The sequence below is a fragment of the Demequina oxidasica genome (assembly GCF_000975115.1).
Taxonomy (GTDB): Bacteria; Actinomycetota; Actinomycetes; order Actinomycetales; family Demequinaceae; genus Demequina; species Demequina oxidasica.
Window position 1 is genome coordinate 725,650 of record NZ_BBRE01000001.1, and the last position, 23,715, is coordinate 749,364.

General features: G+C 64.8%; 21 protein-coding genes. 11 read left to right on the plus strand and 10 right to left on the minus strand.

What is annotated here, in order from left to right; translation table 11 throughout:
- Position 1 precedes the first annotated feature (1 nt).
- Together AOP77_RS03300 and AOP77_RS03305 are read left to right on the plus strand one after the other, a co-directional pair.
- On the plus strand, positions 2 to 358 hold the full coding sequence (locus AOP77_RS03300) for a hypothetical protein (RefSeq protein WP_062209312.1): 357 nt from the start codon (positions 2 to 4) through the stop codon (positions 356 to 358).
- Between the two features lie 132 nt (positions 359 to 490).
- On the plus strand, positions 491 to 1,210 hold the full coding sequence (locus tag AOP77_RS03305; protein WP_062209315.1) for a hypothetical protein: 720 nt from the start codon (positions 491 to 493) through the stop codon (positions 1,208 to 1,210).
- Positions 1,211 to 1,310: 100 nt separating this feature from the next.
- On the opposite strand, the gene guaA is transcribed toward AOP77_RS03305, so the two are convergent.
- The 5 genes from guaA to AOP77_RS03330 all read right to left on the minus strand — a co-directional run bounded on the left by guaA (position 1,311) and on the right by AOP77_RS03330 (position 6,461).
- Positions 1,311 to 2,882: a glutamine-hydrolyzing GMP synthase gene (guaA, locus tag AOP77_RS03310; RefSeq protein ID WP_062209318.1), complete on the minus strand. Its 1,572-nt coding sequence runs from the start codon at positions 2,880 to 2,882 to the stop codon at positions 1,311 to 1,313.
- Positions 2,879 to 3,241 (minus strand): DUF3817 domain-containing protein, encoded by a 363-nt coding sequence (locus AOP77_RS03315; RefSeq protein ID WP_062209321.1) that lies wholly within the window; start codon positions 3,239 to 3,241, stop codon positions 2,879 to 2,881. The genes guaA and AOP77_RS03315 overlap by 4 nt, the downstream gene beginning before the upstream one ends.
- The gene (locus tag AOP77_RS03320; protein WP_062209325.1) at positions 3,238 to 4,083 is read right to left on the minus strand and encodes an SURF1 family cytochrome oxidase biogenesis protein; all 846 of its coding nucleotides are present in this window, start codon (positions 4,081 to 4,083) and stop codon (positions 3,238 to 3,240) included. The genes AOP77_RS03315 and AOP77_RS03320 overlap by 4 nt, the downstream gene beginning before the upstream one ends.
- A gap of 3 nt (positions 4,084 to 4,086) precedes the next feature.
- On the minus strand, positions 4,087 to 5,310 hold the full coding sequence (locus AOP77_RS03325; RefSeq protein ID WP_062209327.1) for a GGDEF domain-containing protein: 1,224 nt from the start codon (positions 5,308 to 5,310) through the stop codon (positions 4,087 to 4,089).
- Positions 5,311 to 5,396: 86 nt separating this feature from the next.
- Positions 5,397 to 6,461: a GGDEF domain-containing protein gene (locus AOP77_RS03330; protein WP_160300037.1), complete on the minus strand. Its 1,065-nt coding sequence runs from the start codon at positions 6,459 to 6,461 to the stop codon at positions 5,397 to 5,399.
- Positions 6,462 to 6,750: 289 nt separating this feature from the next.
- Here AOP77_RS03330 and pta point away from each other — a divergent pair, with 289 nt between their 5' ends.
- The 5 genes from pta to AOP77_RS03355 all read left to right on the plus strand — a co-directional run bounded on the left by pta (position 6,751) and on the right by AOP77_RS03355 (position 15,557).
- The gene (pta, locus tag AOP77_RS03335; protein WP_062209333.1) at positions 6,751 to 8,850 is read left to right on the plus strand and encodes a phosphate acetyltransferase; all 2,100 of its coding nucleotides are present in this window, start codon (positions 6,751 to 6,753) and stop codon (positions 8,848 to 8,850) included.
- The gene (locus tag AOP77_RS03340; RefSeq protein ID WP_062209336.1) at positions 8,847 to 9,983 is read left to right on the plus strand and encodes an acetate/propionate family kinase; all 1,137 of its coding nucleotides are present in this window, start codon (positions 8,847 to 8,849) and stop codon (positions 9,981 to 9,983) included. The genes pta and AOP77_RS03340 overlap by 4 nt, the downstream gene beginning before the upstream one ends.
- A gap of 97 nt (positions 9,984 to 10,080) precedes the next feature.
- Positions 10,081 to 12,540: a phosphoketolase family protein gene (locus AOP77_RS03345; protein WP_062209339.1), complete on the plus strand. Its 2,460-nt coding sequence runs from the start codon at positions 10,081 to 10,083 to the stop codon at positions 12,538 to 12,540.
- Between the two features lie 41 nt (positions 12,541 to 12,581).
- Positions 12,582 to 13,547 carry a zinc-binding dehydrogenase gene (locus tag AOP77_RS03350; RefSeq protein WP_062209342.1) on the plus strand — a complete coding sequence of 322 codons (966 nt, stop codon included), beginning with the start codon at positions 12,582 to 12,584 and terminating at the stop codon, positions 13,545 to 13,547.
- A 60-nt stretch (positions 13,548 to 13,607) separates the two neighbouring features.
- Complete coding sequence (locus AOP77_RS03355) at positions 13,608 to 15,557, plus strand: ABC-F family ATP-binding cassette domain-containing protein (RefSeq protein ID WP_062209345.1); 1,950 nt, start codon at positions 13,608 to 13,610, stop codon at positions 15,555 to 15,557.
- Between the two features lie 10 nt (positions 15,558 to 15,567).
- Here the strand turns inward: AOP77_RS03355 and AOP77_RS03360 are convergent, their stop codons facing one another.
- Positions 15,568 to 16,245: a glutamine amidotransferase-related protein gene (locus AOP77_RS03360; RefSeq protein ID WP_062209348.1), complete on the minus strand. Its 678-nt coding sequence runs from the start codon at positions 16,243 to 16,245 to the stop codon at positions 15,568 to 15,570.
- An 89-nt stretch (positions 16,246 to 16,334) separates the two neighbouring features.
- Entirely contained in the window at positions 16,335 to 17,459 is a 1,125-nt protein-coding gene (locus AOP77_RS03365) for a GuaB3 family IMP dehydrogenase-related protein (RefSeq protein ID WP_062209351.1), read from the minus strand.
- 134 nt (positions 17,460 to 17,593) lie between these two features.
- Between AOP77_RS03365 and AOP77_RS03370 the strand changes: the two genes are divergently transcribed.
- From AOP77_RS03370 to AOP77_RS03380, 3 genes are all read left to right on the plus strand, one after another.
- Complete coding sequence (locus AOP77_RS03370) at positions 17,594 to 18,307, plus strand: exonuclease domain-containing protein (RefSeq protein ID WP_062209354.1); 714 nt, start codon at positions 17,594 to 17,596, stop codon at positions 18,305 to 18,307.
- A 93-nt stretch (positions 18,308 to 18,400) separates the two neighbouring features.
- On the plus strand, positions 18,401 to 19,669 hold the full coding sequence (locus AOP77_RS03375; RefSeq protein WP_062209357.1) for a Glu/Leu/Phe/Val family dehydrogenase: 1,269 nt from the start codon (positions 18,401 to 18,403) through the stop codon (positions 19,667 to 19,669).
- Positions 19,669 to 20,028, plus strand: a complete 360-nt coding sequence (locus tag AOP77_RS03380) for a DUF5655 domain-containing protein (RefSeq protein WP_062209360.1) — start codon at positions 19,669 to 19,671, stop codon at positions 20,026 to 20,028. The genes AOP77_RS03375 and AOP77_RS03380 overlap by 1 nt, the downstream gene beginning before the upstream one ends.
- An 8-nt stretch (positions 20,029 to 20,036) precedes the next feature.
- On the opposite strand, the gene AOP77_RS03385 is transcribed toward AOP77_RS03380, so the two are convergent.
- A complete protein-coding gene (locus tag AOP77_RS03385; RefSeq protein ID WP_062209363.1) occupies positions 20,037 to 20,786 on the minus strand; it encodes a TSUP family transporter in 750 nt (249 codons plus the stop codon).
- A gap of 113 nt (positions 20,787 to 20,899) precedes the next feature.
- Positions 20,900 to 21,256, minus strand: coding sequence for a DsrE family protein (locus AOP77_RS03390; protein ID WP_062209366.1), 357 nt, complete (start codon positions 21,254 to 21,256; stop codon positions 20,900 to 20,902).
- 80 nt (positions 21,257 to 21,336) lie between these two features.
- Here AOP77_RS03390 and AOP77_RS03395 point away from each other — a divergent pair, with 80 nt between their 5' ends.
- Complete coding sequence (locus AOP77_RS03395; RefSeq protein WP_084622242.1) at positions 21,337 to 21,918, plus strand: TetR/AcrR family transcriptional regulator; 582 nt, start codon at positions 21,337 to 21,339, stop codon at positions 21,916 to 21,918.
- Positions 21,919 to 21,978: 60 nt separating this feature from the next.
- Here the strand turns inward: AOP77_RS03395 and guaB are convergent, their stop codons facing one another.
- Positions 21,979 to 23,490, minus strand: a complete 1,512-nt coding sequence (gene guaB, locus AOP77_RS03400; protein ID WP_062209373.1) for an IMP dehydrogenase — start codon at positions 23,488 to 23,490, stop codon at positions 21,979 to 21,981.
- Positions 23,491 to 23,715 lie beyond the last annotated feature (225 nt).

Consider the following 23,715-nt stretch of genomic DNA (forward strand, 5'->3'; position numbering starts at 1 on the left):
CATGACTGAACTACGACGCACCACCTCCGGACGATTCTCCGGCGCACTGTGGGGAACCCTGGTCGCCGCCTGTGGAGGGCTGATGGTGGCCTCAATCAACGGCTTCCGGGTGGACTTCCAACTAGTGGCCATCCTGGGGCTACTCGGGGTGGGCCTTTGGCTCCTCCTCACGGCGCTGGTGACCAGCGGAGCCAGGTCGCGGAGCAAGCAGACCATCGCGGCGGCACCGGTCGCCAATGATGATCCGGACGACGATGCCACCCATACCGATTCCGGCTCGTCACCTTCCACGGGTGGGGCGGCCCCTGCTGAGGCTGCCAATCCCAACCCCGCCCCCTCCGACGAAGCACGCGACTAGTTGCTTGGTGACGGTGCATGAGTTCCGATTCCCGCTCGATTTCAGCACGCAGGTACCGCTAGCGCGCGGTAAGGATTGTGGGATCCCCAGCGTTAACACAAAGGAACTCTACTTTCCGACGATGGAGGCAACGTGAATAAGACACTCTGGGCCATTCCCCTAGCCGCGACCCTGGCGCTCACCGCGTGCTCCGGCGGCAACGATGACCCCTCGCCCACACCCACCGTGACCGCCACCGAGTCGAACTCAGCCGCGACGCCGACGCCCGGGAACTCGCCAAGCTCGCAGTCTGAGGCGTCGATTGACGTCGATTCCGGCGGGGATCCCAGCGCCGATGCTCAGGATGCCTCAGGGGAGGCGTCGCTCGGCACGGCTGTCGCAACTGTGAGCATCCGACTACCGGACGAATGGCAGTACGAGGGGACCTACGGAGACGGGGCGCTGCCCTACGCCGTACTCGTGGACGCGGGTCAGCCGTTCGACCTCTCGGAGCCTGGCTCGGACGCCTACAACAATTCGGTCTGGGTACAGGTCGAGACCTACCGCGTGGGCGACGAGTCGCCCTACGGCGCCAAGGTTCCCGAGGACGCCGACGGCCTTGCAAACCTGATCGCCGATGCCACGGGCGGCGACGGCGAGGCATTCACCGGTGGCGATATCCCGCTCGTTCACGTCAGGTACACCAACGACGAGGGCGCAGCGACGGACGAATTGCTCGCGCGTCACGGGGACATCTGGATTCTCGCTCGCCCCACGAACGTGGATGTCGAGGACTACCTTGACGACGCAAGGGAAGGCGACACCAGCGACGGCATCCTCCACGCGGTGCTGGAGTCCTCGCAGATCAAGTAGCGCTATGTGAGCGTTGTGCTCGTGTGCCCCAGCAGTCGTTGAGTGCTGAAATAGCCGTACAAACGGCACTCAACGACTGCTGGCGCACAAAGCTAAACTGCTATTCCCACTCGATGGTCCCCGGCGGCTTGGATGTCACGTCCAGCGTCACGCGGTTGATCTCCTCGACCTCGTTGGTGATCCGGTTGGAGATGTGGGCGAGCACCTCGTAGGGCACGCGCGTCCAGTCGGCCGTCATCGCGTCCTCTGAGGACACTGGACGCAGCACCACAGGGTGGCCGTAGGTGCGGCCATCACCCTGCACGCCCACTGAACGGACGTCGGCGAGAAGCACCACGGGACACTGCCAGATCTCACGATCCAGGCCCGCCTTGGTGAGCTCCTCGCGGGCGATGGCGTCGGCCGCCTGCAGGATGTCGATGCGCTCCTGCGTGACTGCGCCAATGATCCTGATTCCCAGACCAGGACCGGGGAACGGCTGGCGCCACACCATGTCATCGGGCAAGCCGAGCTCGGCACCCACGGCGCGCACCTCGTCCTTGAACAGCGCGCGTAGGGGCTCCACCAGACCGAACTCGAGGTCCTCGGGCAGCCCACCCACGTTGTGGTGGCTCTTGATGTTCGCGGCACCCTCGCCGCCGCCGGACTCGACCACATCGGGGTACAGCGTCCCCTGCACCAGGAACTTCACGGGCTCACCGTCGGGTGCCGCAGCCACGATCTGACGCTCCGCGGCCTCAAAGGCGCGGATGAATTCGCGGCCGATGATCTTGCGCTTAGTCTCCGGGTCAGTCACGTCCTTGAGCGCGTCGAGGAAGCGCTGCTTCTCGTCCGCGACTACCAGCTTCACGCCCGTGATGGCCACGAAGTCACGCTCCACTTGCTCGGCCTCACCCTTGCGCAGCAGTCCATGATCAACGAACACACAGGTGAGCTGGTCTCCAATGGCCTTCTGAACAATCGCCGCGGCCACGGCCGAGTCGACGCCACCCGACAGCCCACAGATGACCCGCGCCTTGCCGACCTGCTCGCGGATCAACGCGACCTGCTCGTCGATCACGTTCGCTGCTGTCCAGTCGGCGCGAATCCCTGCCACGTTGTACAGGAAATTCTCGATCGCGGCCTGACCTAACGGCGAGTGCTTGACCTCGGGGTGCCACTGCACGCCGCACATCTGGCGGTCTAGGTTCTCGAACGCTGCGACGGGCGCGCCGTCGGTGGTCGCGAGCACCGTAAAGCCTTCGGGTGCGGCCTGCACAGAGTCGCCATGGCTCATCCATACTTCCTGCTCGCTGGGAGAACCAGCCAGGGACGTGCCAGCATCGGCGACTCGCGCGGTAGTGCGGCCGTACTCGCGCAGGCCCGTCTTTGCCACGGTGCCGCCGAGCGCCGCCGCCATGGCCTGGAAGCCGTAGCAGATGCCCATCACGGGAACGCCGGCGTCGAACAGCGCAGGGTCGATTTGAGGAGCGCCGTCGGCGTAGACCGAGGACGGCCCCCCGGACAGGATCACAGCGGCAGGGTTCTTGGCGAGCATCTCCGCGGCACTCATCGAGTGCGGGACTACCTCGGAGTACACGCTGGCCTCGCGCACGCGGCGGGCGATGAGCTGCGCGTACTGCGCGCCGCAGTCGACGACGAGGACGGGGCGCTGCTGAAGGGTGTCGGTCATGATTCGAGTCCGTTCTTGACTTCGCGGGCGAGTTTGGCCTCAACAAAGAAGCCGAGCACGGGGATCACTCCGCCGAGTGCCATGTAAACGAGGCGACCAAAGGACCACTTCATCTTGGTCCACAGGTCCAGGCAAGAGAGCAGATAAACCACATAGATCCAGCCGTGCACGATGCCGATGGTCAAGGCGACGGAGAGGAAGCCCTCGTTGACCCAGTCAAACGCCCAGTCGCCGATGTACTTCACGAGCGTCACGATGGTGAGCAGAAGCAGGAAGCTGCTGGTGATGATCGCCATCACTTGGTAGCGCTTGAGCGCACCCCGGATCTTGCCTGCTCGCGCCTGTGTTGCGTCGCTCAACTCTGGTCCTCTCGGGCATCGGCGTCGCCGACCGCCACGGTCTCATCGGTTGCCACCAGGTCATCTGACGCGCCATCACCCTGGGGCTCAGCATCGTCTTCACTGGAGTCGAAACCATTGTCGCGTATCCAGCGTGCGCCAATAAACACGGCAAATGCGCCAAAGATCCACCACTCGAACGAGTAAGCCAGGTACTGCAGATTGAGATGGCTCTCTTCGGGCAGCGGAGGAAGCGGTTGCCACGAGGGCGAGCCTGCGTACGACACCATCACCGCCGAATACAACGGTCCCGGCCATTCCTGCGCGAACTCGGCGACGGACATGGCCGCACTCCACGTCGCGCCGTCCACCACGGCATCCGGTAGCTCTACACCCGGCATGGACTGCTCGGCGGACCGCATGTAGCCGTCAAATTCCACCGCCCCCGGTTCCGCATCGGGCCCGACGCTGTCACCCTCGGGACGCCAGCCCACAACCACGGCGAGCGTGGCAGGCGCGCCCGTGCCGGTGAGGTCCGCGTCAACGATGAGTGGTCGCACCAAGAACTCTGCGGGAGTTCCCTCAACCTCGCGCCCAGGAATGATCGCGGCGTCAACGTCGGCCCAAGTTCCGCCGACGGAAATCTGGCGGCTAATCGCCCTGCCAGGGGACGATGCTGGGGCGAGGACGTCGGCAATCGGCACAGTCGGCTCAGGGGCCACCGAGACGGCCTGCTCGTGCGATCGGTTCCATTGCCACCAGCCCAGGGCGCCAGTGAGAGTCATGGCAGCGGCCATCACTGCGAGCGCGGCAGTAATCGATACCCACCGCGCTTTGCGACGCGGCTTGGTGTCCGAACTCATCGCCTAACCAAGCCTCCCAGGAGCGCCCGGGGTGCCGTTGTCGGCTTCTTCTTCGGGCTCCGCCCTGACCGGCACGGGAAGGCCAGCACCGCGATGCATCCGCACGCAATCGCGACCTTCCAGTTTTGCCTCATACAACGCGTCGTCCGCATCCTTGATGACCAAGTGGGGGCGGGCGGCGGCCGAATCGGCAGCCACCCCAATGGACACTGTCACCTCGTGCTCGTGGTCTCCGCAGGACACCGGAACGTCGCTCACGGCGGCGCGAGTACGGTCCATGGTGCGCACCGCCGCATCCAGGCTAGTGTCCGGCATCACGAAGATGAACTCCTCACCGCCCCAGCGACCCAGGGCGTCCGTCGTGCGAATCTCTGCACGCAACCTCTCGCCGACCACAGCAAGGACGGCATCTCCACACGAGTGACCATACCTGTCGTTGAGATCCTTGAACCGGTCGAGGTCCGCGATGGCTACACAGTATTTTCCCACGCTTCCGGAGGACACGCGTTCAAGGACTTCGAGGATGGGCCGACGGTTAGACAGCCCGGTCAGCGCATCGGTGTTGGCGAGATACTCGGCTCGCTCGGCGCTCTCCGCTGCCTGTGCGCGCGACTCCCTGGCCCTGAAGTGGGCAAGGGCTGCCAGCGTGAAAAGCATCGTCATCGCAAGCACGGCGTTGATCGAGAACATCCATGTCAACGTCGAACTGTCGATGGCATAGTCTGCGCCGCGGGCTGGCAAGGCGACCTGGCACACGAGGAATGCCGTCGCCGCTATCCCCAAGTACGCCCATCTCAGCAGCCTTTGCCGCTCAGTGAAGACCATGTAAACCAGTTGGCCTCCGACGATCAGGTACATGTGCGCGCCAGTCTCCCAACCCACTGAACTCACGATGTAGACCACTTGCGCCGTGGCTACGGAGAGTCCGATGACGGCCGCGGCCAGCTGATAGCCGACGCGGACTGTCACGATGCCCACCGCATAGGCAAGAGCACACACGATGGAGAAAGCAGCCAATGGCCTGAGGTCACTGTCGGGGTACGACAGGTAGAACGCCGCGTAGCCCACCGACAGCGCGGCGGAGAAGATCATGAAGGTCTGGGCCGCCGCGGCCGCCCGGCCGCGCTCCCCAGTCAGCCCGCCGACTGCCCTGTCGAGGAGACGGCCCATCGCTGAGACAAGTCCGCTCGGCGACTCGTCGCCTATCTCAGCATCGTGCGTGCTCACGGTTTCCCCTCACGCGGAATCACTCGTTGACCCTCAGTCGTGCGTCAAGACTATTATTTTGCGTGCCAAACCGCCGAGTGGGGGGACTAGGCGAGGGCGCCTGCAACGACCATATTTCGGCCCGATGCTTTGGCCTCGTAGAGTTTGGCGTCCACCTGGCGCAACACCTCGTCGCGCGCGGCGTCCTGGGGCGCGGCGATCACGCCGACGGACATGGTGACGCTACTGCCTCCCAAATCCTCACGGAAGCGCGCCTCCAGATCAAGCCGCGCACGCTCCAATGTCGCCTCGCCGTCAACTAGGGACAGGCCCGGCAAGACAATCAGGAACTCCTCGCCGCCCCAGCGTGCAACAGATCCCTTTGAACCCACAGAGTCCTCGAGTGTGGCGGCCACGCTCGCGAGCACCACATCTCCCGCGCCGTGACCCAGCACATCATTCACCCGCTTGAAACGATCGAGGTCGGCGAGTGCCACGCAATACTGCCCGGCCTCCGCCGCCTCGATCAGGCGTGGCGCCACTCCCCGACGGTTCAGCAGATGGGTAAGGGCGTCGGTGTGGGCCGCGACGCGCGCCTCGGCCAGCAACGCACTATTGTGCTTACGTTCGCGGTTGAAGTAGTAGTCCGCGAAGGCAGCCTGTGACATGAGCAAAATCATTACCGAGACCACCATCATGGCGGCCGACCAGTCGAGCCAGGTGTCGCTCACTGTCACCCATGGGTGAGCAAAGGCCCCATCTAGATAGATCCAGACTGCGGGGATCGCTGCCAGCACAATGACCGCTGCCCGAACGCGACCGTGTCGGCGTACAAACATCGCGAATGCCAGGGCGGGCATCCCAAAGAGCGCGAACTGGAAGCCGGCTGCGCGCGAGAAAACGTCGGTGAGGAAGGTGTACTGCGCGATCGCGGCGACGATCGATGCCGCCGACATCCATGGCGTATACCCACGTTTGTTGACCACCAAAGCGATCACCCACACTGTGACCATCGCAAGGTGGGTTACCCCGGGAAGGATGAAGTCCCCACCGTTGTGTGCCATGACCACGACCGCCCAAGGAAGGTTTGCGAGCGCGGTCAGAATGTAGAAATTGTTAGCACCCATGACCGCACGGGATTCGGACCGGTCACTCGCATCCAGGCCGCGCATGCTGAGAGTCGACCAGGCGCGGCGAAATCTGCTGAGCACGCCTACGCTCCCCATCCCGCCCCCTGCACCTGATACGACGCCCTCACGCCGCTCTCGCTAAATCCGGCCCTCAATCGCTGGCCATCGCAAGTCTTACCAGGAGAGTCTATGGGACTGCTCCGACACCGCAGCGGCTCGCATCGTTACGAGTGACGCACTTCACTCAGATCGTGCTCTACCTGGACGACGGCGCGCGCACCCGGGACGTTGGTCAGGCGCACGCGGGGGCAGAACGTGGAATGCTGACCTTGTGGCTAAAAGCATCTATGTAGCGTCCGCCGAAGGAAACTCCGGGAAGTCCGCCGTCGCGCTCGGCATTACAGACCTGCTTGCGCGGTCCGTGGGCCGGGTAGGAATCTTCCGCCCCGTTGCGCGCGTCGCAGACGGTACGGACTATGTCCTCGAGCTTTTGCTCGGTCACGAAGGCGTCTCCCAGACCTATGACGAGTCGATCGGCGTCACATACGAGGACGTGCACACAGACCCCGATGCAGCACTCGCTACCATCGTCTCCCGTTTCCACGAGATCGACGGCGCGTGCGACGCGATGGTCATTGTCGGCACCGACTATACGGACGTTTCAGGCCCAGCCGAGTTCGAATTCAATGCCCGCATCGCCGCCAACCTTGGTGCCCCTGTCGCCTTGGTGGTCCACGGCATCGGCCGCACACCCGCAGAGATTGCGCAGGTCGTCGAGCAGTCGCGGGCCGAGATGACCGATTCGCATGCGCGAGTGGCTGCAGTCTTCGCGAACCGCTGTGATCCGGACCAGCTTGACGCAGTCATGGAGGCGCTACCCGCAGGTCTCGCAGTGGGCGCGCTGCCCGAGGACCCCGTCCTCATCGCACCATTGCTCAGTGCACTTGTCGAGGCTGTAGACGGCCACGTGGTCTCGGGAGACGCCGACCTACTGACCCGTGAAGTGCGTGCGCTGACCGTTGGCGCGATGAACGCGGAGCATCTCCTCGAACGCCTCGAGGAGGGCGGCGTCGTGATCACGCCCGGCGACCGCGCAGACACGCTCCTGGCACTCATTGGTGCGCACGGCGCTGAGGGCTTTCCCACTCTGTCAGGCGTCATCCTCAACGGCGGCTTTGCGACGCCTCCGTCTGTCCAACGCCTGATCGCCGGAATGGGTTCGGCTTTACCTATCATTCGGACCGAACTCGGAACGTTCGAAGCCGCGGCCCGATGCTCTCAAACCCGCGGACGCCTTTCACGTGAGAGCGCCGTCAAGGTAGACACCGCGCTATCGATGTTCGAGCGCCTCGTCGATACGGAAACGTTGCTGGAGCTTTTGGACGTGGCTCGCACTGACGTGGTGACGCCGCTGATGTTCGAGTACGACCTACTCAGCCGTGCACGATCAGGCAAACGCCACATCGTCCTTCCCGAGGGCAACGACGACCGCATCCTGCGCGCAGCGTCCACCCTCCTCACCCGCGAGGTAGTGGACCTCACCATCCTCGGCAACGAGTCGGCTATTAGATCCCGAGCCGGCGAACTGGGCGTCGACATCGACCAGGCTCGCATCATCGCCACCGACGACCCCACGTACCTTGAGCCCTTCGCGGCCACCGTCGCAGAGTTGCGAGCCGCCAAGGGGATGACGCTAGAGCAGGCCCGTGACGTCGTCCAAGACGTGAGTTACTTTGGCACCATGATGGTGCGCGAGGGCCTTGCGGACGGCATGGTCTCCGGTGCGGCGCACACCACCGCCCACACCATCAGTCCGGCCTTCCAGGTCATCAAGACCCCCCCGGGTGTCTCCATCGTCTCATCGGTGTTCTTCATGTGCCTCGACGACCGAGTCCTGGTCTACGGCGACTGTGCCGTCAATCCAGACCCGACCGCCGAGCAGTTAGCAGACATCGCCATCTCCTCAGCGGAAACCGCTCGCCAGTTCACCATCGAGCCGCGCATCGCGATGCTGTCGTACTCAACTGGGGCATCGGGTTCCGGCGATGACGTGGAGAAGGTGCGCCGGGCCACGGAACTGGTTCGCGAGCGCCGGCCCGACCTGTTGGTAGATGGGCCGATGCAATACGACGCCGCCGTCGAGCCAAGTGTCGCCGCTTCCAAGGCGCCCAACTCCCCTGTCGCCGGCCGCGCCACGGTGCTGGTCTTCCCGGACCTCAACACCGGCAACAACACCTACAAGGCAGTACAGCGCTCGGCGGGTGCCGTTGCCATCGGTCCGGTGTTGCAGGGTTTACGCAAACCCGTCAACGATCTCTCCCGAGGCGCGCTGGTGCAGGACATTGTCAACACCGTCGCCATCACGGCAATCCAAGCTCAACAACTCGACGCCCCCGCGGCGGGCGAAAACTCCACGGAGGCAACCGCGTGAGCGTCAACTACCTAGGACTCGCGCTGGTCCTGAACTGCGGCTCCAGTTCCGTCAAGTATCAGGTGGTGGATACCACCCTGGATGAGCCGCTGTTGTCGGGAATCATTGAACGTGTGACGGATCACTCCGCGGCGATTAGCGACATCATCGCGGAACTCGGTCAGCCTGGCTCGGGGGTTGACCTAGAGGCTTTGACGGTAGTGGGCCACCGCGTAGTTCAGGGGGGCGCGGAGTTCTCCGCGCCCACCATCATCACCGACGAGGTCGAGCACAAGATTGCGTTGCTTTCTACTCTCGCTCCTTTGCATAACCCGCCTAACCTCGCTGGCATCACTGCCGCACGCACCGCCTTCCCTACGTTGCCGCACGTCGCCGTCTTCGACACTGCGTTCCACTCAACGATTCCTGAAGTTGCCTACACCTATGCGATCGACCGCCATGTCGCGCGGGAGCACGGGGTCCGCCGCTACGGCTTCCATGGCACTTCACACGCCTATGTGTCGCGCGAGACCGCACGGCTCATGGGACGGAGTGACCGCGACATGAACACCATCGTGTTGCACCTGGGCAATGGTGCCTCCGCGTGCGCCGTACAACGAGGACTTTCGATCGACACATCAATGGGCCTCACCCCCCTCGAGGGCCTAGTGATGGGCACTCGGTCCGGCGACATCGACCCAGCCGTCACCCTGCACCTTGCCCGCACGGCCGGAATGACCGTTGACGAGATCGACGCCCTTCTCAACAGGCAGTCGGGCATGTTGGGGCTGACCGGTTATTCCGATATGCGCGACGCCCACAAGGCAGCTGCGGAAGGCAGCCGAGACGCGATTCTGGGCCTGGAGGTGTATGTCCGACGCATTCGCGGTTACGTGGGTCAGTATCTCGCGCAGCTTGGCTCGCTGGACGCTATAGCTTTCACCGCAGGTGTGGGCGAGAACGACGAATGGGTACGCGCCAACGCGCTCAAAGGACTTCAGGCGCTAGGCATCGAGATCGACCCTCAACGCAACACTGGGCGTAGCAAGGAGCCAAAGCTGATCAGCACCGATGCCTCTGCCGTCAAGGTGTGGGTGGTGCCAACCAACGAGGAGCGAGAGATCGCTCTTCAGTCAATTGCGGCGGTGAGTTAGCGCGCACCTGGCGTTCGCACCGCGTGGGGCATAGTCCCCGTTGCTCCACCGACTTTCCCGAGTATGAGTGTTTGAGTTCACATCACTGGAGGCAAAGATGGCAACCGGACCATGGGCAGCGCGTCAACGCGACTGTGTGACCGACGATCAGATCGCGGGGATTGACCGTTGGTGGCGTGCCACCAACTATTTATCTGTAGGGCAGATCTATCTCCTGGGCAATCCGCTGTTGCGCGAACCACTTCACCGGGATCACGTGAAGCCACGTCTGGTGGGACACTGGGGCACCACCCCGGGCCTCAACTTCCTCTATGCCCACCTCAACCGGATGATTCAGGAACGTAGTCAGCCGACTCTCTATGTCACCGGCCCGGGCCACGGCGGTCCCGGACTAGTCGCCTCCAGCTACCTGGACGGCACCTACACGGACACATACCCGGACGCGAGCCTCGACGAGCGTGGGGTTCAGCACCTGTTCAAGCAGTTCTCGTTCCCTGGCGGCATCCCGTCGCACGTGGCTCCCGAGACTCCGGGTTCCATCCACGAGGGCGGCGAGTTGGGCTACTCGCTCTCTCACGCGTACGGTGCGGCATTCGACAACCCCGACTTGCTGGTAGCCACCATCGTCGGTGACGGCGAGGCAGAAACGGGGCCACTGGCCACTTCCTGGCACTCGAACAAGTTCATTCACCCGGCATCCGACGGCGTTGTATTGCCGATCCTGCACCTCAACGGCTACAAGATTGCCAACCCCACAGTGCTGGCACGCATTGACGACGACGAACTCGACGCGCTCATGCGCGGCTACGGCCACAAGCCGCACGTGTTCGTGGCTGGCTTCGATGACGAGTCACATGCGTCAATCCACCGCCGCTTCGCGGACTTGCTGGACGACGTGATGGACGAGATTGCAGCCATCAAGGCCGAGGCCGCGACAGACGACGACATGAAGCGCCCGCGCTGGCCCATGATCGTGTTCCGCACCCCCAAAGGCTGGACCTGCCCGCCCGTCATCGACGGCAAGAAGGTCGAAGGCTCCTATCGCTCGCACCAGGTGCCGCTGTCCAATGCCCGTGACACTGACGAGCATCTCGCAGTGCTCGAGGGCTGGCTACAGTCGTACAAGCCGGACGAGCTGTTCGACGAGGCTGGCAAGATCAAGGACGAGGTCACGTCACTGGCCCCTGAGGGCGACCTGCGTATGAGCGCCACGCCGCACGCCAACGGCGGCCGCCTGATGAAGGACCTGCGCCTGCCGAACTTCCAGGACTTCGGGGTCGACGTTCCCCATCCCGGCTACGGGGCTGCAGAGGCGACGCGCGTGCTGGGCACGTGGCTCAACGCCGTCATGGCCGCAAACCCGGACAACTTCCGGATCTTCGCGCCAGACGAACTCGCGTCGAACCGCATCGCCGCGGTGCTGGAGACCACCAACCGGGTGTGGGATGCGCACATCGACGAGGACGACGACAACTTGGCACCCCGGGGCCGCGTCGTCGAGATGCTGTCCGAGCACCAGTGCCAAGGTTGGCTCGAGGGGTATCTGCTCACTGGACGCCACGGGCTCTTTACCTCCTATGAGGCGTTTATCCACCTGGTGGACTCGATGTTCAATCAGCACGCCAAGTGGCTCAAGGTCACGCGCGAGATCCCGTGGCGCCAGCCGGTGCCGTCTCTGAATTACCTGCTCTCCAGCCATGTGTGGCGCCAGGACCACAACGGGTTCTCTCACCAAGACCCCGGGTTCATCGACCACGTCATTAACAAGAAGGCCGAAGTTGTCCGGGTATACCTGCCGCCGGACGCCAACACCCTGCTATCCACCTACGACCACTGCCTGCGCTCGCGCGACTACGTCAACGTGGTCGTCGCCGGTAAGCAGCCGCAGGCGTCGTGGCTGACCATGGACCAGGCCGTCGACCACTGCACGCGCGGTCTGGGCATCTGGAACTTCGCGTCCAACGTGCCGTTGGGCGAGGAGCCGGACGTGGTGCTCGCTGCCGCCGGCGACGTGCCCACGCTCGAGGTCTTGGCCGCCGTTGACCTGCTCCGCGAGCACCTGCCAGAGCTCAAGGTGCGCATGATCAACGTGGTCGACCTGATGAGGCTGCAGCCGGAGAAGGAGCACCCACACGGCATGCCGGATCGCGAGTTCGACCAGCTGTTCACCACGGACAAGCCGATCATCTTCAACTATCACGGCTACCCGTGGCTGATCCACCGCCTCACCTACCGCCGTACCGGGCACTCCAACCTGCACGTGCGCGGCTACAAGGAGGAGGGCACCACCACCACGCCGTTCGACATGGCGATGCTGAACGACATCGACCGGTACCACCTGGTCATGGACGTCATCGACCACGTGCCTTCGCTCGGCACCCGCGCGGCGGCACTGCGCCAGGCGATGTTCGACAAGCGACTCGAGGCCCGTCGGTACGCGCTGGCCACCGGCTCCGACCTGCCCGAGGTCAATGACTGGGTGTGGCCCGAGGCGCGGGCCGACAACGCCGGCATCGCGGTCGATGCTGTAGCCGCCACCGGCGGTGACAACGAGTAGGAATTGGTCGAGGGGGTAGGCGGCAGGCATAGGGTGAAAGCATGCTCGCCGCCTATGCCACCCAATTCAGCTCCGATGATCCGGTCTCCGGCCTGACGGTCGGCGACCGGCCCGAACCCGAGGCTCGCGAGCATTGGTCGACTATCGAGATGCGGGCCGCCAGCGTGAACCATCACGACCTGTGGTCACTGCAGGGCGTGGGTCTGCCGCAGTCCAGCCTTCCCATGATCCTCGGTACGGATGGGGCTGGCATCGCTCCCGATGGATCCGAGGTCGTGCTCCACAGCGTGATCGGCGCGGACGGCCACGGCGTGGGGCCTCACGAACCTCGCACCATGCTGTCCGAGCGCTACCAGGGAACCTTCGCGGAGAGGGTCACGGTTCCTACTGCGAACCTACTGCCAAAGCCCGCGGAACTGACCTTCGAGGAGGTCGCGTGCCTGCCTACGGCGTGGCTCACCGCGTACCGCATGTTGTTCGTCGCGGCGGACCTCAAACCCGGCCACAGCGTGCTGATCCAGGGAGCAGGAGGCGGCCTCGCATCGGCCGCCATCGCTCTGGGTAGCGCGGCTGGTATCGAGGTCATCGTGACCTCACGGTCCGAGGCTAAGCGCGAGCGGGCGCTCGCCCTTGGCGCATCTGCGGCGTTCGAACCGGGCGCTCGCTTGCCCCGTCGCGCCGATGCCGTGGTCGAGTCAGTCGGCAAGGCCACCTGGGCGCATTCGGTTGCCTCGGTCAAGGCCGGCGGCACCATCGCGGTGGCTGGGCTGACCACCGGGGATCCCGAGCCCGCGCAACTCACCCGGGTCTTCTTCCAGGAGATCCGCATCCAGGGTGTCACTATGGGCTCACGCGAGGACCTCAGTGCACTGTTGGCCTTCATGGCCCGCACGGGGTTGCACCCCGTCATCGACACAGTCATGCCTCTCGAGCAGGCGCGTGAAGCGCTCGGCCGGGTGGCATCGGGGGAGCATTTTGGCAAGGTAGTGCTCACCGTCGGGCCTTAACCCCCTGGCGCGAGACGTGCGGCGGTGATGCCGACGCGAGGTGGCAACTACCCTTGAGGCATGGCTCACCTCTTAGGCGCGGAAGCGCTTCACCTCGACTTTGGCATGGGCACGGTGCTCGGTTCCGTGTCACTGGGCCTCGACGACGGCAACCGCATTGGCGTGGTGGGGTCCAACGGCGCGGGCAAGTCCTCGCTCATGAAACTCCTCGCCGGCCGGCTTGAGCCGCACGACGGGCGCGTGACCATCTCCCGTGGCGCCCGCATCGGCGTCCTCGATCAGTCCGACCACGTCGACACGTCGTTGACCGTGCTCGAGGCCATCGTCGGCGACGGCGCCGAGACCTACGAGTGGGCCTCCGACCCTCGCATCCGCGACATCATGGCGGGGCTCGTCCCCGACCTGCCTGGTGACGCCATTGTTGGCAACCTCTCCGGCGGCCAGCAGCGCCGTGTCGCCCTCGCTCACGTCCTCGTGGGCGAGCACGACGTGATCTTCCTCGACGAGCCCACCAACCACCTGGACGTCGAGGGTGTGGTGTGGCTCTCCGAGCACCTCAAGCGCCGCTGGGCCAGCACCAAGGGCGCCCTCATGGTCGTGACACACGACCGCTGGTTCCTGGACGAGATCTGCACCGACACGTGGGAGGTCCACGACGGCGAAGTGGACCAGTACGAAGGTGGCTACGCCGCCTACGTGCTGCAGCGCGTTGAGCGCGACCGCATCGCCAACGCCACCGAATCCAAGCGTCAGAACCTCATGCGCAAGGAGCTCGCGTGGCTGCGCCGCGGCGCCCCCGCCCGCACCGCCAAGCCCAAGTTCCGCATCGACGCCGCGAACGAGCTCATTGCCGACGTGCCTCCCATCCGCGACAAGGTCCAGCTGGCCCGCATGGCCGCCTCGCGCCTGGGCAAGGACGTCGTCAACCTGATCCGCTGCTCCGTCTCGTACGGCGAGGGCGAGAGCGTGAAGGAAGTCCTGCGGGATGTCAGCTGGAACATCGGCCCGGGCGAACGCACCGGAATCCTGGGGGAGAACGGCGCGGGAAAGTCGACGCTCCTCAAACTCATCACGGGCGAAATGGAGCCCACGGGCGGCCGCGTCAAGACCGGTATCACCGTGCGCGTGCAGGCGCTGTCTCAGCAGCTCGCCGAGCTCGACGAGTTCGAGGACGAGCGCGTCAGCGCTGTCGTCAAGCGTTATTCTGCGGTCCAGCTCTCCGACGGCACCGAGATGTCCCCCAAGCAACTGCTCGAGCGCCTGGGGTTCACCGCCGTGCAGCTCAAGACGCAGGTGCGCAAGCTCTCCGGTGGACAGCGTCGCCGACTGCAGTTGCTCATGATTCTGCTCGACGCCCCCAACGTGTTGGTGCTCGATGAGCCCACCAACGACCTCGACACGGATATGCTCGCGGCCATGGAGGACCTGCTCGACGCCTGGCCCGGCACCCTCATTGTGGTCAGCCACGACCGGTACCTGATGGAGCGCGTCACCGACCAGCAATACGCGGTCATCGACGGCGGCCTGCGCCACCTGCCCGGAGGCATTGACGAGTACGTGCGTCTGTCGCGCGAGCGCCGCACCAAGTCCGAGGGAGTGGGCTCGTTCGGGGGCCAGGCGGGCACCACCCACTTGCCCGATGCCGGGGCGACATCCGCGGCCTCCCCCGCCGAGGCATCGGCCGGGGGCGGTTCTGACCGTGAGCGCAAGCGCACTCGCTCCGGAGACGCATCGTCGCAGGAGTCGCGCGCATCTTTCGCACCCTCCAAACCAGCGGCCTCCGCGCTGAGCGGCGCTGAGCACCGTGTCGCGACCAAGGAACTCGCGAGCGTTGAGCGGCGCATGGCTAAGGTGGCCGGACTCATGGCTGCCATCCACACCGACATGGCGACGCACGATCAGACCGACTACGAGGGCCTCGCATCGCTCACCAAGCAGCTGCGCGACTTCGAGGCGGAGACCAGCAAACTCGAGGAGTCCTGGTTAAAACTCTCGGAGTTACTGGCCTGACGACGTAGCGCTAGAGGCCGCGCAGATAATCCCGGATGAAGCGGATGCCGGCCATCGACGCACCGTCGGCGGCCGCGGCGGTCTGCGCGCGGAACTCCTCGATGCTGATCCCCAACCCGCGCAGCTCGACCAGATTGCCAATGAGCCAGCGCTCGAACGACTCCGGATCCACCTCAGGATGGAACTGAATTCCGAACCCGCTGCCCACGGAGAACGCTTGGCACGCAGTAACGTCCGTGGACGCGAGCAGCTCCACGCCAACAGGCGCGGTGATCGAGTCGCCGTGCCACTGCAAGATGGGCACGCCGGAGATGTGCCGCAAGGGCGTCTCCATCCCGGCAGGCGCAACATCAATCAGACCCCAACCCAGTTCGAGCCGCCCCGGCGCCACCGGCCACCCCAGCGCGTGCGCGATCAGCTGCGCGCCCAGGCACACGCCGAGCACGGGGCGTCCCGCGTCGAGGCGCTCGCGGATCAGCGCGGTCTCCTCCTCGATGTTGGGGAAGATGGCCGCATCCGGCACGCCTATTGGGCCGCCGAGCACGATCACGAGGTCCGCGTCACGCACCGGCGACAGGTCATCAACCCCAGCGTCGACATACGTCACCGTGTACCCATGGGCACGAATCTCAGGCTCCCAGTGGCCTAGGTCTTCGAACGCGACATGGCGTAGCGCAACACAATTCATGCGCTGATTCTAGGGCCGGGTCATGTCGGCAATGTTTCGCGGTGACACCGCGAGAAACGCCGCCGCCGATGCCACCCCGAGCAAGTGGCCTAGTGAGCCTGGTACGGACTCACCACGACGTCGACGCGCTGGAACTCCTTGAGGTCCGAGTAGCCGGTCGTCGCCATCGATCGGCGCAGTGCGCCCATCATGTTGGTGGTGCCGTCGGCGCGAGTTCCGGGGCCAAACAGCAGCTCCTCGAGCGAGCCGACCGTACCCACGTGCACGCGCTCGCCGCGCGGCAGTTCGGGGTGATGAGCCTCGGGGCCCCAGTGGTAGCCGCCTCCGGGCGCCTCAGACGCGCGAGCCAGCGCAGCGCCCACCATGATGGCGTCCGCACCGCACGCGAATGCCTTAACCATGTCGCCGGACTGACCCAGGCCGCCATCGGCGATGACGTGCACATAGCGCCCGCCGGACTCGTCCAGGTAGTCCCGACGCGCAGCCGCAACATCCGCAACCGCGGTCGCCAGCGGTGCGTGGATACCCATCGAGGTGCGCGTGGTGTGTGCAGCACCGCCGCCAAAGCCCACCAGCACGCCCGCGGCGCCGGTACGCATGAGGTGCAGACCCGCCTGGTAGGTGGACGCGCCACCCACGATGACCGGCACATCGAGGTCGTAGATGAACTTCTTGAGGTTCAGCGGCTCCGCATCGGAGGACACGTGCTCGGCACTCACCGTGGTGCCGCGAATCACGAACAGGTCCACGCCGGCCTTCAACACCGTCTCGTAGTGTTCCTGCGTGCGCTGCGGACTGAGCGCCCCGGCAACGGTGACGCCAGCGGCGCGAATCTCCTTGAGACGAGCGGTGATCAGCTCGTCCTTGACTGGCTCCGAGTAGATCTCTTGCATGCGTGCGGTCGCTGCTGACTCGTCGAGTTCGGCGATCTCCGCGAGCAAAGCGGTGGGGTCCTCGTAACGCGTCCATAGGCCCTCGAGGTCCAGCACACCCAGTCCGCCGTGCTTTCCCAGCGCGATCGCGGACGCGGGAGACATCACCGAGTCCATAGGCGCCGCGATCACCGGGATGGTGAACTGGAACGCGTCGATCTGCCAGTTCAGGCTGACGTCCTTGGGGTCACGCGTGCGTCGAGACGGCACAATTGCCACGTCGTCGAACGAGTACGCGCGCCGTCCGCGCTTGCCACGGCCAATTTCAATTTCGTTGCTCACCCGGACAGCCTACCGGCACCTGCGGACACCCGGGCAGGGCCGAGGCCCCACTCCACACCGCATCGGCCGATGCTGGGGCCACTTGGTCGCCGCGCCTGGCCTCTGCTGTCGGTAGCGGGTGGCAGAGTGGTGGCATGACTTGGCTTGAGCAGACCATGGTGGGATTCGACACCGAGACCACCGGCGTATCGACCGCGAATGACCGCATCGTGACCGCGGCCGTGATTACACGAACCGGATCGGGGCCAGATGCCTCGGTCACCACCCGCACGTGGCTCATCAACCCGGGCGTGCCTATTCCTCCCGGTGCCACCGCCGTCCACGGCATCACCGACGCCAAGGTCCAGGAAGACGGGCAGGCACCAGCCGATGCTCTGGAAGAGATCGCCACCGTGCTCGCCGGCGCGCTGGCTGCTGGGTTCCCGGTGGTGGCATTCAACGCCCAGTTCGACATCTCGATTCTTGAGGCCGAGCTCGCAAGAACTGGACTGTCATCCCTCGTATCCCGGCTAGAGACCGACGACGTGCGCCCCGTTGTCGACCCGCTGGTGCTTGACCGCCACTTGGATAAGTGGCGCAGGGGCAAGCGCAAACTCGTCAACATGTGCGAAACGTACGGCGTCCCGGTTGTCGCCGAGGACCTCCACGCCGCCGATGCCGATGTACTGGCCACACTCGACGTGACTCAAGCAATGGCCGTGAAGTACCCGGCGATGGCGTCCGTCGCGCTGAATGACCTGCACGACCAGCAGGTTGAGGCGCACCGCAAGTGGGCCACCGAGTTCTCCGCGTGGCTGACGTCTAAGGGCAAGGTGGAAGACCTTCCCTCGCCTTCCTGGCCAGTCTGACCGGGTGCAACTCTCGAGTGCGCCACCCGGCAACATCGAGATAGTGTCAACGAGTACGGATTCACAACCGCAAAGCAACACAATGAGGTGCTGATGAACGCGCAGGAACAACCCGTCGAATCCACCAGCCCGCTGACCGATGCGCTCGCGCAGCTCGCCAGCGCGGTCAAGCATCTGGGCATCTCTCCAGGCGTTCACCAGATGCTCGCGCAGCCGCGCCGCGAACTGATGGTGAGCGTGCCGCTGCGTCGCGACGACGGCTCTATCGCCGTCTACTCCGGCTACCGCGTGCAACACAACTTCTCTCGTGGCCCCGCAAAGGGAGGACTGAGGTACAGCCCTTCGGTCGACATCGACGAGGTGCGCGCGCTCGCCATGTGGATGACGTGGAAGTGCGCCCTGGTAGACGTGCCCTATGGCGGCGCGAAGGGCGGTGTCGCCTTCGACCCCCGCGACCACAGCAAGGCCGAGCTCGAGCGCGTGACGCGGCGCTACACCGCAGAAATTCTGCCGATCATCGGCCCAGATGTGGACATCCCGGCCCCCGACATGGGCACCAACGAGCAGACCATGGCATGGATCATGGATACCTACTCGTCCTCGCAGGGCCACACGGTTCCTGGCGTCGTCACTGGCAAACCCATCAGCCTGGGTGGCTCCCTCGGGCGTGCCAGCGCCACCTCGCGCGGCGTCTCGCACATCGCGCTGATGGCCCTGGCCAGTCGTGGAATCGACCCAGCCCACGCATCGGCCGCCGTGCAGGGCTTTGGAAAGGTGGGGCGCGACGCGGCCCGCTTCCTTGCTGAGGCGGGGGTGGCCGTGAGGGCCATCAGCGATGTCGACGGGGCAATCTATGCCGCGGGCGGCATCAGTATCACGGCGCTGTCCGAGCACGTGGACGCCACCGGCAGTGTGGTGGGATTCGAGGGCGCGGAGGAACTCGACCCGGCTGACCTACTCACCGCCGACGTCGACGTGCTGGTCCCGGCCGCACTGGAAGGCGTCATCACCGGCGACAACGCACGCGACATTCGTGCGAGCATCGTGGTCGAAGGCGCCAACGGCCCCACGACCAACGAGGCCGATGCGATCCTGCACGAACGCGGCGTCCTGGTGGTGCCGGACATTCTGGCGAACGCCGGCGGTGTGGTCGTGTCCTACTTTGAGTGGGTGCAGGCCAACCAGGCCTATCAGTGGCGCGAGTCGGAGGTCAACGAGCGGCTCGAGGAGCGCATGACGCGCGCGTGGCACTCGGTGATCGAGTACGCGGGTGCTCACCAGCTCACCTACCGCCAGGCGGCCACGGCGCTGTCCGTCAAGCGCGTGGTCGAGGCGCACGAGTTGCGTGGCCTCTACCCCTGATGGTTCGCGGCTCATGGGAGCAGCTCACGGGCAACCTGTCCGAGGGCGATCTCGCGCTGCTCACGCTCTATCGTGACTTCTGCCGTTCGCTCGACGGCGTCGAGGAGCGGGTGCACAGCGCGGAGGTGCAGTACGCGGTCAAGCGCATCTTCACGTCCGCGTACGTGAAGAGCCACTACTTGGAGATTGGGCTCGAGCTGCTGCGCGAGGCGGAGCACCCCAAGCTGCGCACGGCGTTCGCGACCTCCAAGCGCGTCACGATGCATCGGATCACCCTGCGCGAGGAACACGAGTTTGACGATGCGCTGCGCGAGTTGATCGACGAGGCTCGCCAGACGGTAGGGCCTGGTTTTAGATAGCTGCGGGGCTAGTCGAGGAGCACGCGGATCAGCATGCCCAGCGACATGACCACGATCAGTACGCGAAGCACCAGCGGGTTCACTCGGAAGAGCATGTGTGAGCCGACGTAGGCACCGATGAGTTGACCAACGATCATCACTGCGCCCACTGTCCACAACATGTGCCCCGCAAAGGCGAACACCAGCAACGCGGCAAAGTTGGTGGCGAAGTTGAGGGTCTTGGCGATCGCGGTGGATTGCACCAAACTCTTGGCGCGCAGCGCTACTCCGCTAAGCGCGTAGAGCGACCCGGTGCCGGGGCCAAACGCGCCGTCGTACGCGCCGATAATAGGCACCAGCGTGGCCTCGTAGGCCGGGTCCGTCATGCGCGGCTCCGGCGGCGGGAGGTGCGACTTTGGGACGAACAGGAAGTACGCCGCCACGAGCGCCAAAACGACGGGGATGATGATCAGCAGCGCATCGGTATCGATGAACTGCACTGCGACTGCACCGGCCGCCGACCCCAGGAACGCCCATAGCATCGGCCATCGGACGTCGCGCCAATGCACTCGCTTCTTGCGGATGACCTGGTACGTGGCCATACCCGTGCCGAACGAGCTTTGAAGCTTGTTGGTACCAAGAGCCTGCAGCGGGGGGATGCCCGCGAGGAGCAGTGCGGGCACGGTGAGCAACCCTCCGCCGCCCGCGAGCGTGTCCAGGAACCCGGCCAGGAGCGCGACGATGAAGAGAATGAGCAGCGCGTGCCAGGTGAGATCCACAGTGCTTACTCTGCCAGTTCGCTGGCCCCGCTTTGCACCGGGGCCACCGCGGGGCCACAGCAACGCCCGTCGCGCACCGCCTCGGGGGCGGGTGCACGACGGGCGCGTGGGAGCTAGAAAGTCAGGATTTGGTAACCCTCGACCATGAGCTTGCGGTTGCTTGCCTCGCCCCCGTCATCGCTGAGGAGTGTCCAGCCTGCCTGCTCGATCGCGTCGGCGACCTTGTGCGACGTGGCGCAGTAACCGCACGCACCGGTGATGTTGTCGGCCAGCGCGGTGGCCAGGCCATTCATCGGGTGTTCTGCGTTCGAGATCGCGGCGAGTGTGTCGACTCCCGAGCCATCGAACTGCACCACGACGTCGTCTCCGGCCTGCTTGAACTCGAGGGCCGTCTTGAGGCCGCGGTACGCCCGCGCCATGTCGCCATCGATCGGTTCGTAAATGACTACTGCAACTTTGAACTCAGACATCGGTTCTCCTTTTCTGTCCGTCCTCAGTATTAGACGGAACCGTCTAGTTAGATTAGACAGGTTCGTCTACTATTGTCAACATGGCCACTTCTCCCCCCGCGAGCCCCCTGAAATCCCGAGACCGCTTGGTCGCCACGGCGACCAAACTCTTCTACGCGAACGGCATTAACGCGACCGGAATCGACACCGTCATCGCAGAGTCTGGCGCGACCAAAGGAAGCATGTACCACCACTTCCACAACAAGGACGGACTTGTCGCGGCGTATCTTCGAGGCGAAGCGAACGGATGGCACGAGGCCGCCACGGGCGTGGACGACTCATCCAAGAGCCCGGTCGAGCGCGTGGCGCTGATGTTCACCATCCCGGCCACGGCGATCGCGACGGACAGCTTTCACGGCTGCCCCTTCACGAACGCCATGGTCGAGCGACCGGCTGACCCAGCAATTGCCGAGATCGTGGGCGACTATCGACGCGTGATGGCGGAGCACGTCGCGGATCTCATCGGCGCAAAGACGACCGACACCGTGGTTGCTCAGGTTGTCGTGCTCTACGACGGCGGTGTGACGGGGGCCAAGCAAACGCGAAGTGCCGCACCTGTAGCGACGGCCAGCGCGATGGCGCAGAATGTCGTGCGCGCCTGGTTGAAAACCGGGCGCGACTAGCGCACCCAGTCGCGGCACCCGGCTGAGCGCCAATGCCGTCGCAAGTGGTGCGTGGAGGCGCTACTTCTTGCCGGCGTAGTTGGGCGCCTCGACCGTGATCTGCACGTCGTGCGGGTGGCTCTCCTTGAGGCCCGCGGGCGTGATGCGCACAAACCTGCCCCGCTCGCGGAGCTCAGGAATGGTGCGAGCACCTACATAGAACATTGACTGACCGAGCCCACCAACGAGCTGGCGGCCCACATTCTCCACCGAGCCCTTGAACGGCACTCGACCTTCGATGCCCTCGGGGATGATGTCATCGTCGCTCGGAGCATCGGACTGGAAGTAGCGGTCCTTGGAGTAGCTCACGCGCCCGCGCGACGCCATGGCACCCATGGAGCCCATGCCGCGGTAGCTCTTGAACTGCTTGCCGTTGACGAGCACGAGGTCGCCGGGCGCCTCTGCGCAGCCAGCGAACAGCGAGCCCAGCATCACAGATTCTGCCCCGGCGACCAGCGCCTTGGCGATGTCACCGGAGAACTGAAGGCCACCGTCGGCGATGACGGGGACGCCCGCAGGGTTCGCGGCCTTGGATGCCTCATACACGGCGGTGATCTGCGGAACACCCACGCCAGCGACGACGCGCGTAGTGCAAATGGATCCGGGGCCCACGCCAACCTTGACGGCGTCCGCTCCGGCATCAACCAACGCCTGCGCCCCCTCACGGGTCGCGACATTTCCACCGATGACCTGCACGTGGTTGGTGGCCGGATCGGACTTAAGACGGCGAATCATGTCGATCATTGCCTGCGCGTGACCGTGAGCGGTGTCCACCACGAGCGCGTCAACGCCCGCGTCTACCAGCGCAGTGGCACGCTCCCAGGCGTCACCGAAGAATCCGACTGCCGCGGCGACGCGGAGTCGACCCTCGGCATCCTTGGTGGCCTTGGGGTACTTCTCGGTCTTGACGAAGTCCTTGACGGTAATGAGACCGGTGAGGCGGCCGTCGCCGTCGACCAACGGCAGCTTCTCGATCTTGTGCTTGGCGAGCAGCTCGGCGGCCTGCGCGTTGCCAATGCCCTCGGGCCCGGTGACGAGTGGCATGGGCGTCATGATCTCGCGCACGCGCAACGTGGGGAAGTCGGCGTGGTTGACGAATCGCAGATCGCGGTTGGTGATGATGCCGACGAGCGTGTTGGACTCGTCCACCACGGGAAGGCCGGAGACGCGATACTTGCCGCACAGCTCGTCCAACTCCGTCAGGGTGACGTCCGGGCTAACGGTGACCGGGTCGGTAATCATGCCGGACTCGGAGCGCTTGACGATCTCGACCTGGTGAGCCTGGTCCTCAATCGACAGGTTTCGGTGCAGGACGCCGATGCCGCCTAGTCGGGCCATGGCGATTGCCATGCGCGACTCGGTGACAGTGTCCATCGCGGCGCTCAAAAGCGGGATGCGGATGGAGATTTCACGCGTCAGGCGGGTGGTGGTGTCTACCTGTGACGGGATGACGTCACTCTGCCCGGGAAGCAGCAAGACGTCGTCGTAGGTGAGTCCGGTGAGGGCAAAGGGGTCGTGTTCTGCTGGCGCCATTGGTCAAGTCTACGGGGCGAAGGCGCGCATACCGGACGGCACGGTGGGCGCCCACGCTCAATAACGCATCGCACCTGGATGCCCCCCAAAATGGGGGCTAGCCAAGCCGCCAACGGAGGAGTAGACATAGGAGTAGCAAGCAATGCAGTCGTCGCTCCAGAATCAGGGGGTTGACTGTCTGGTTTGTCGGAATTAGGTTGAATGTACCAACGCGGTACTTGAGTC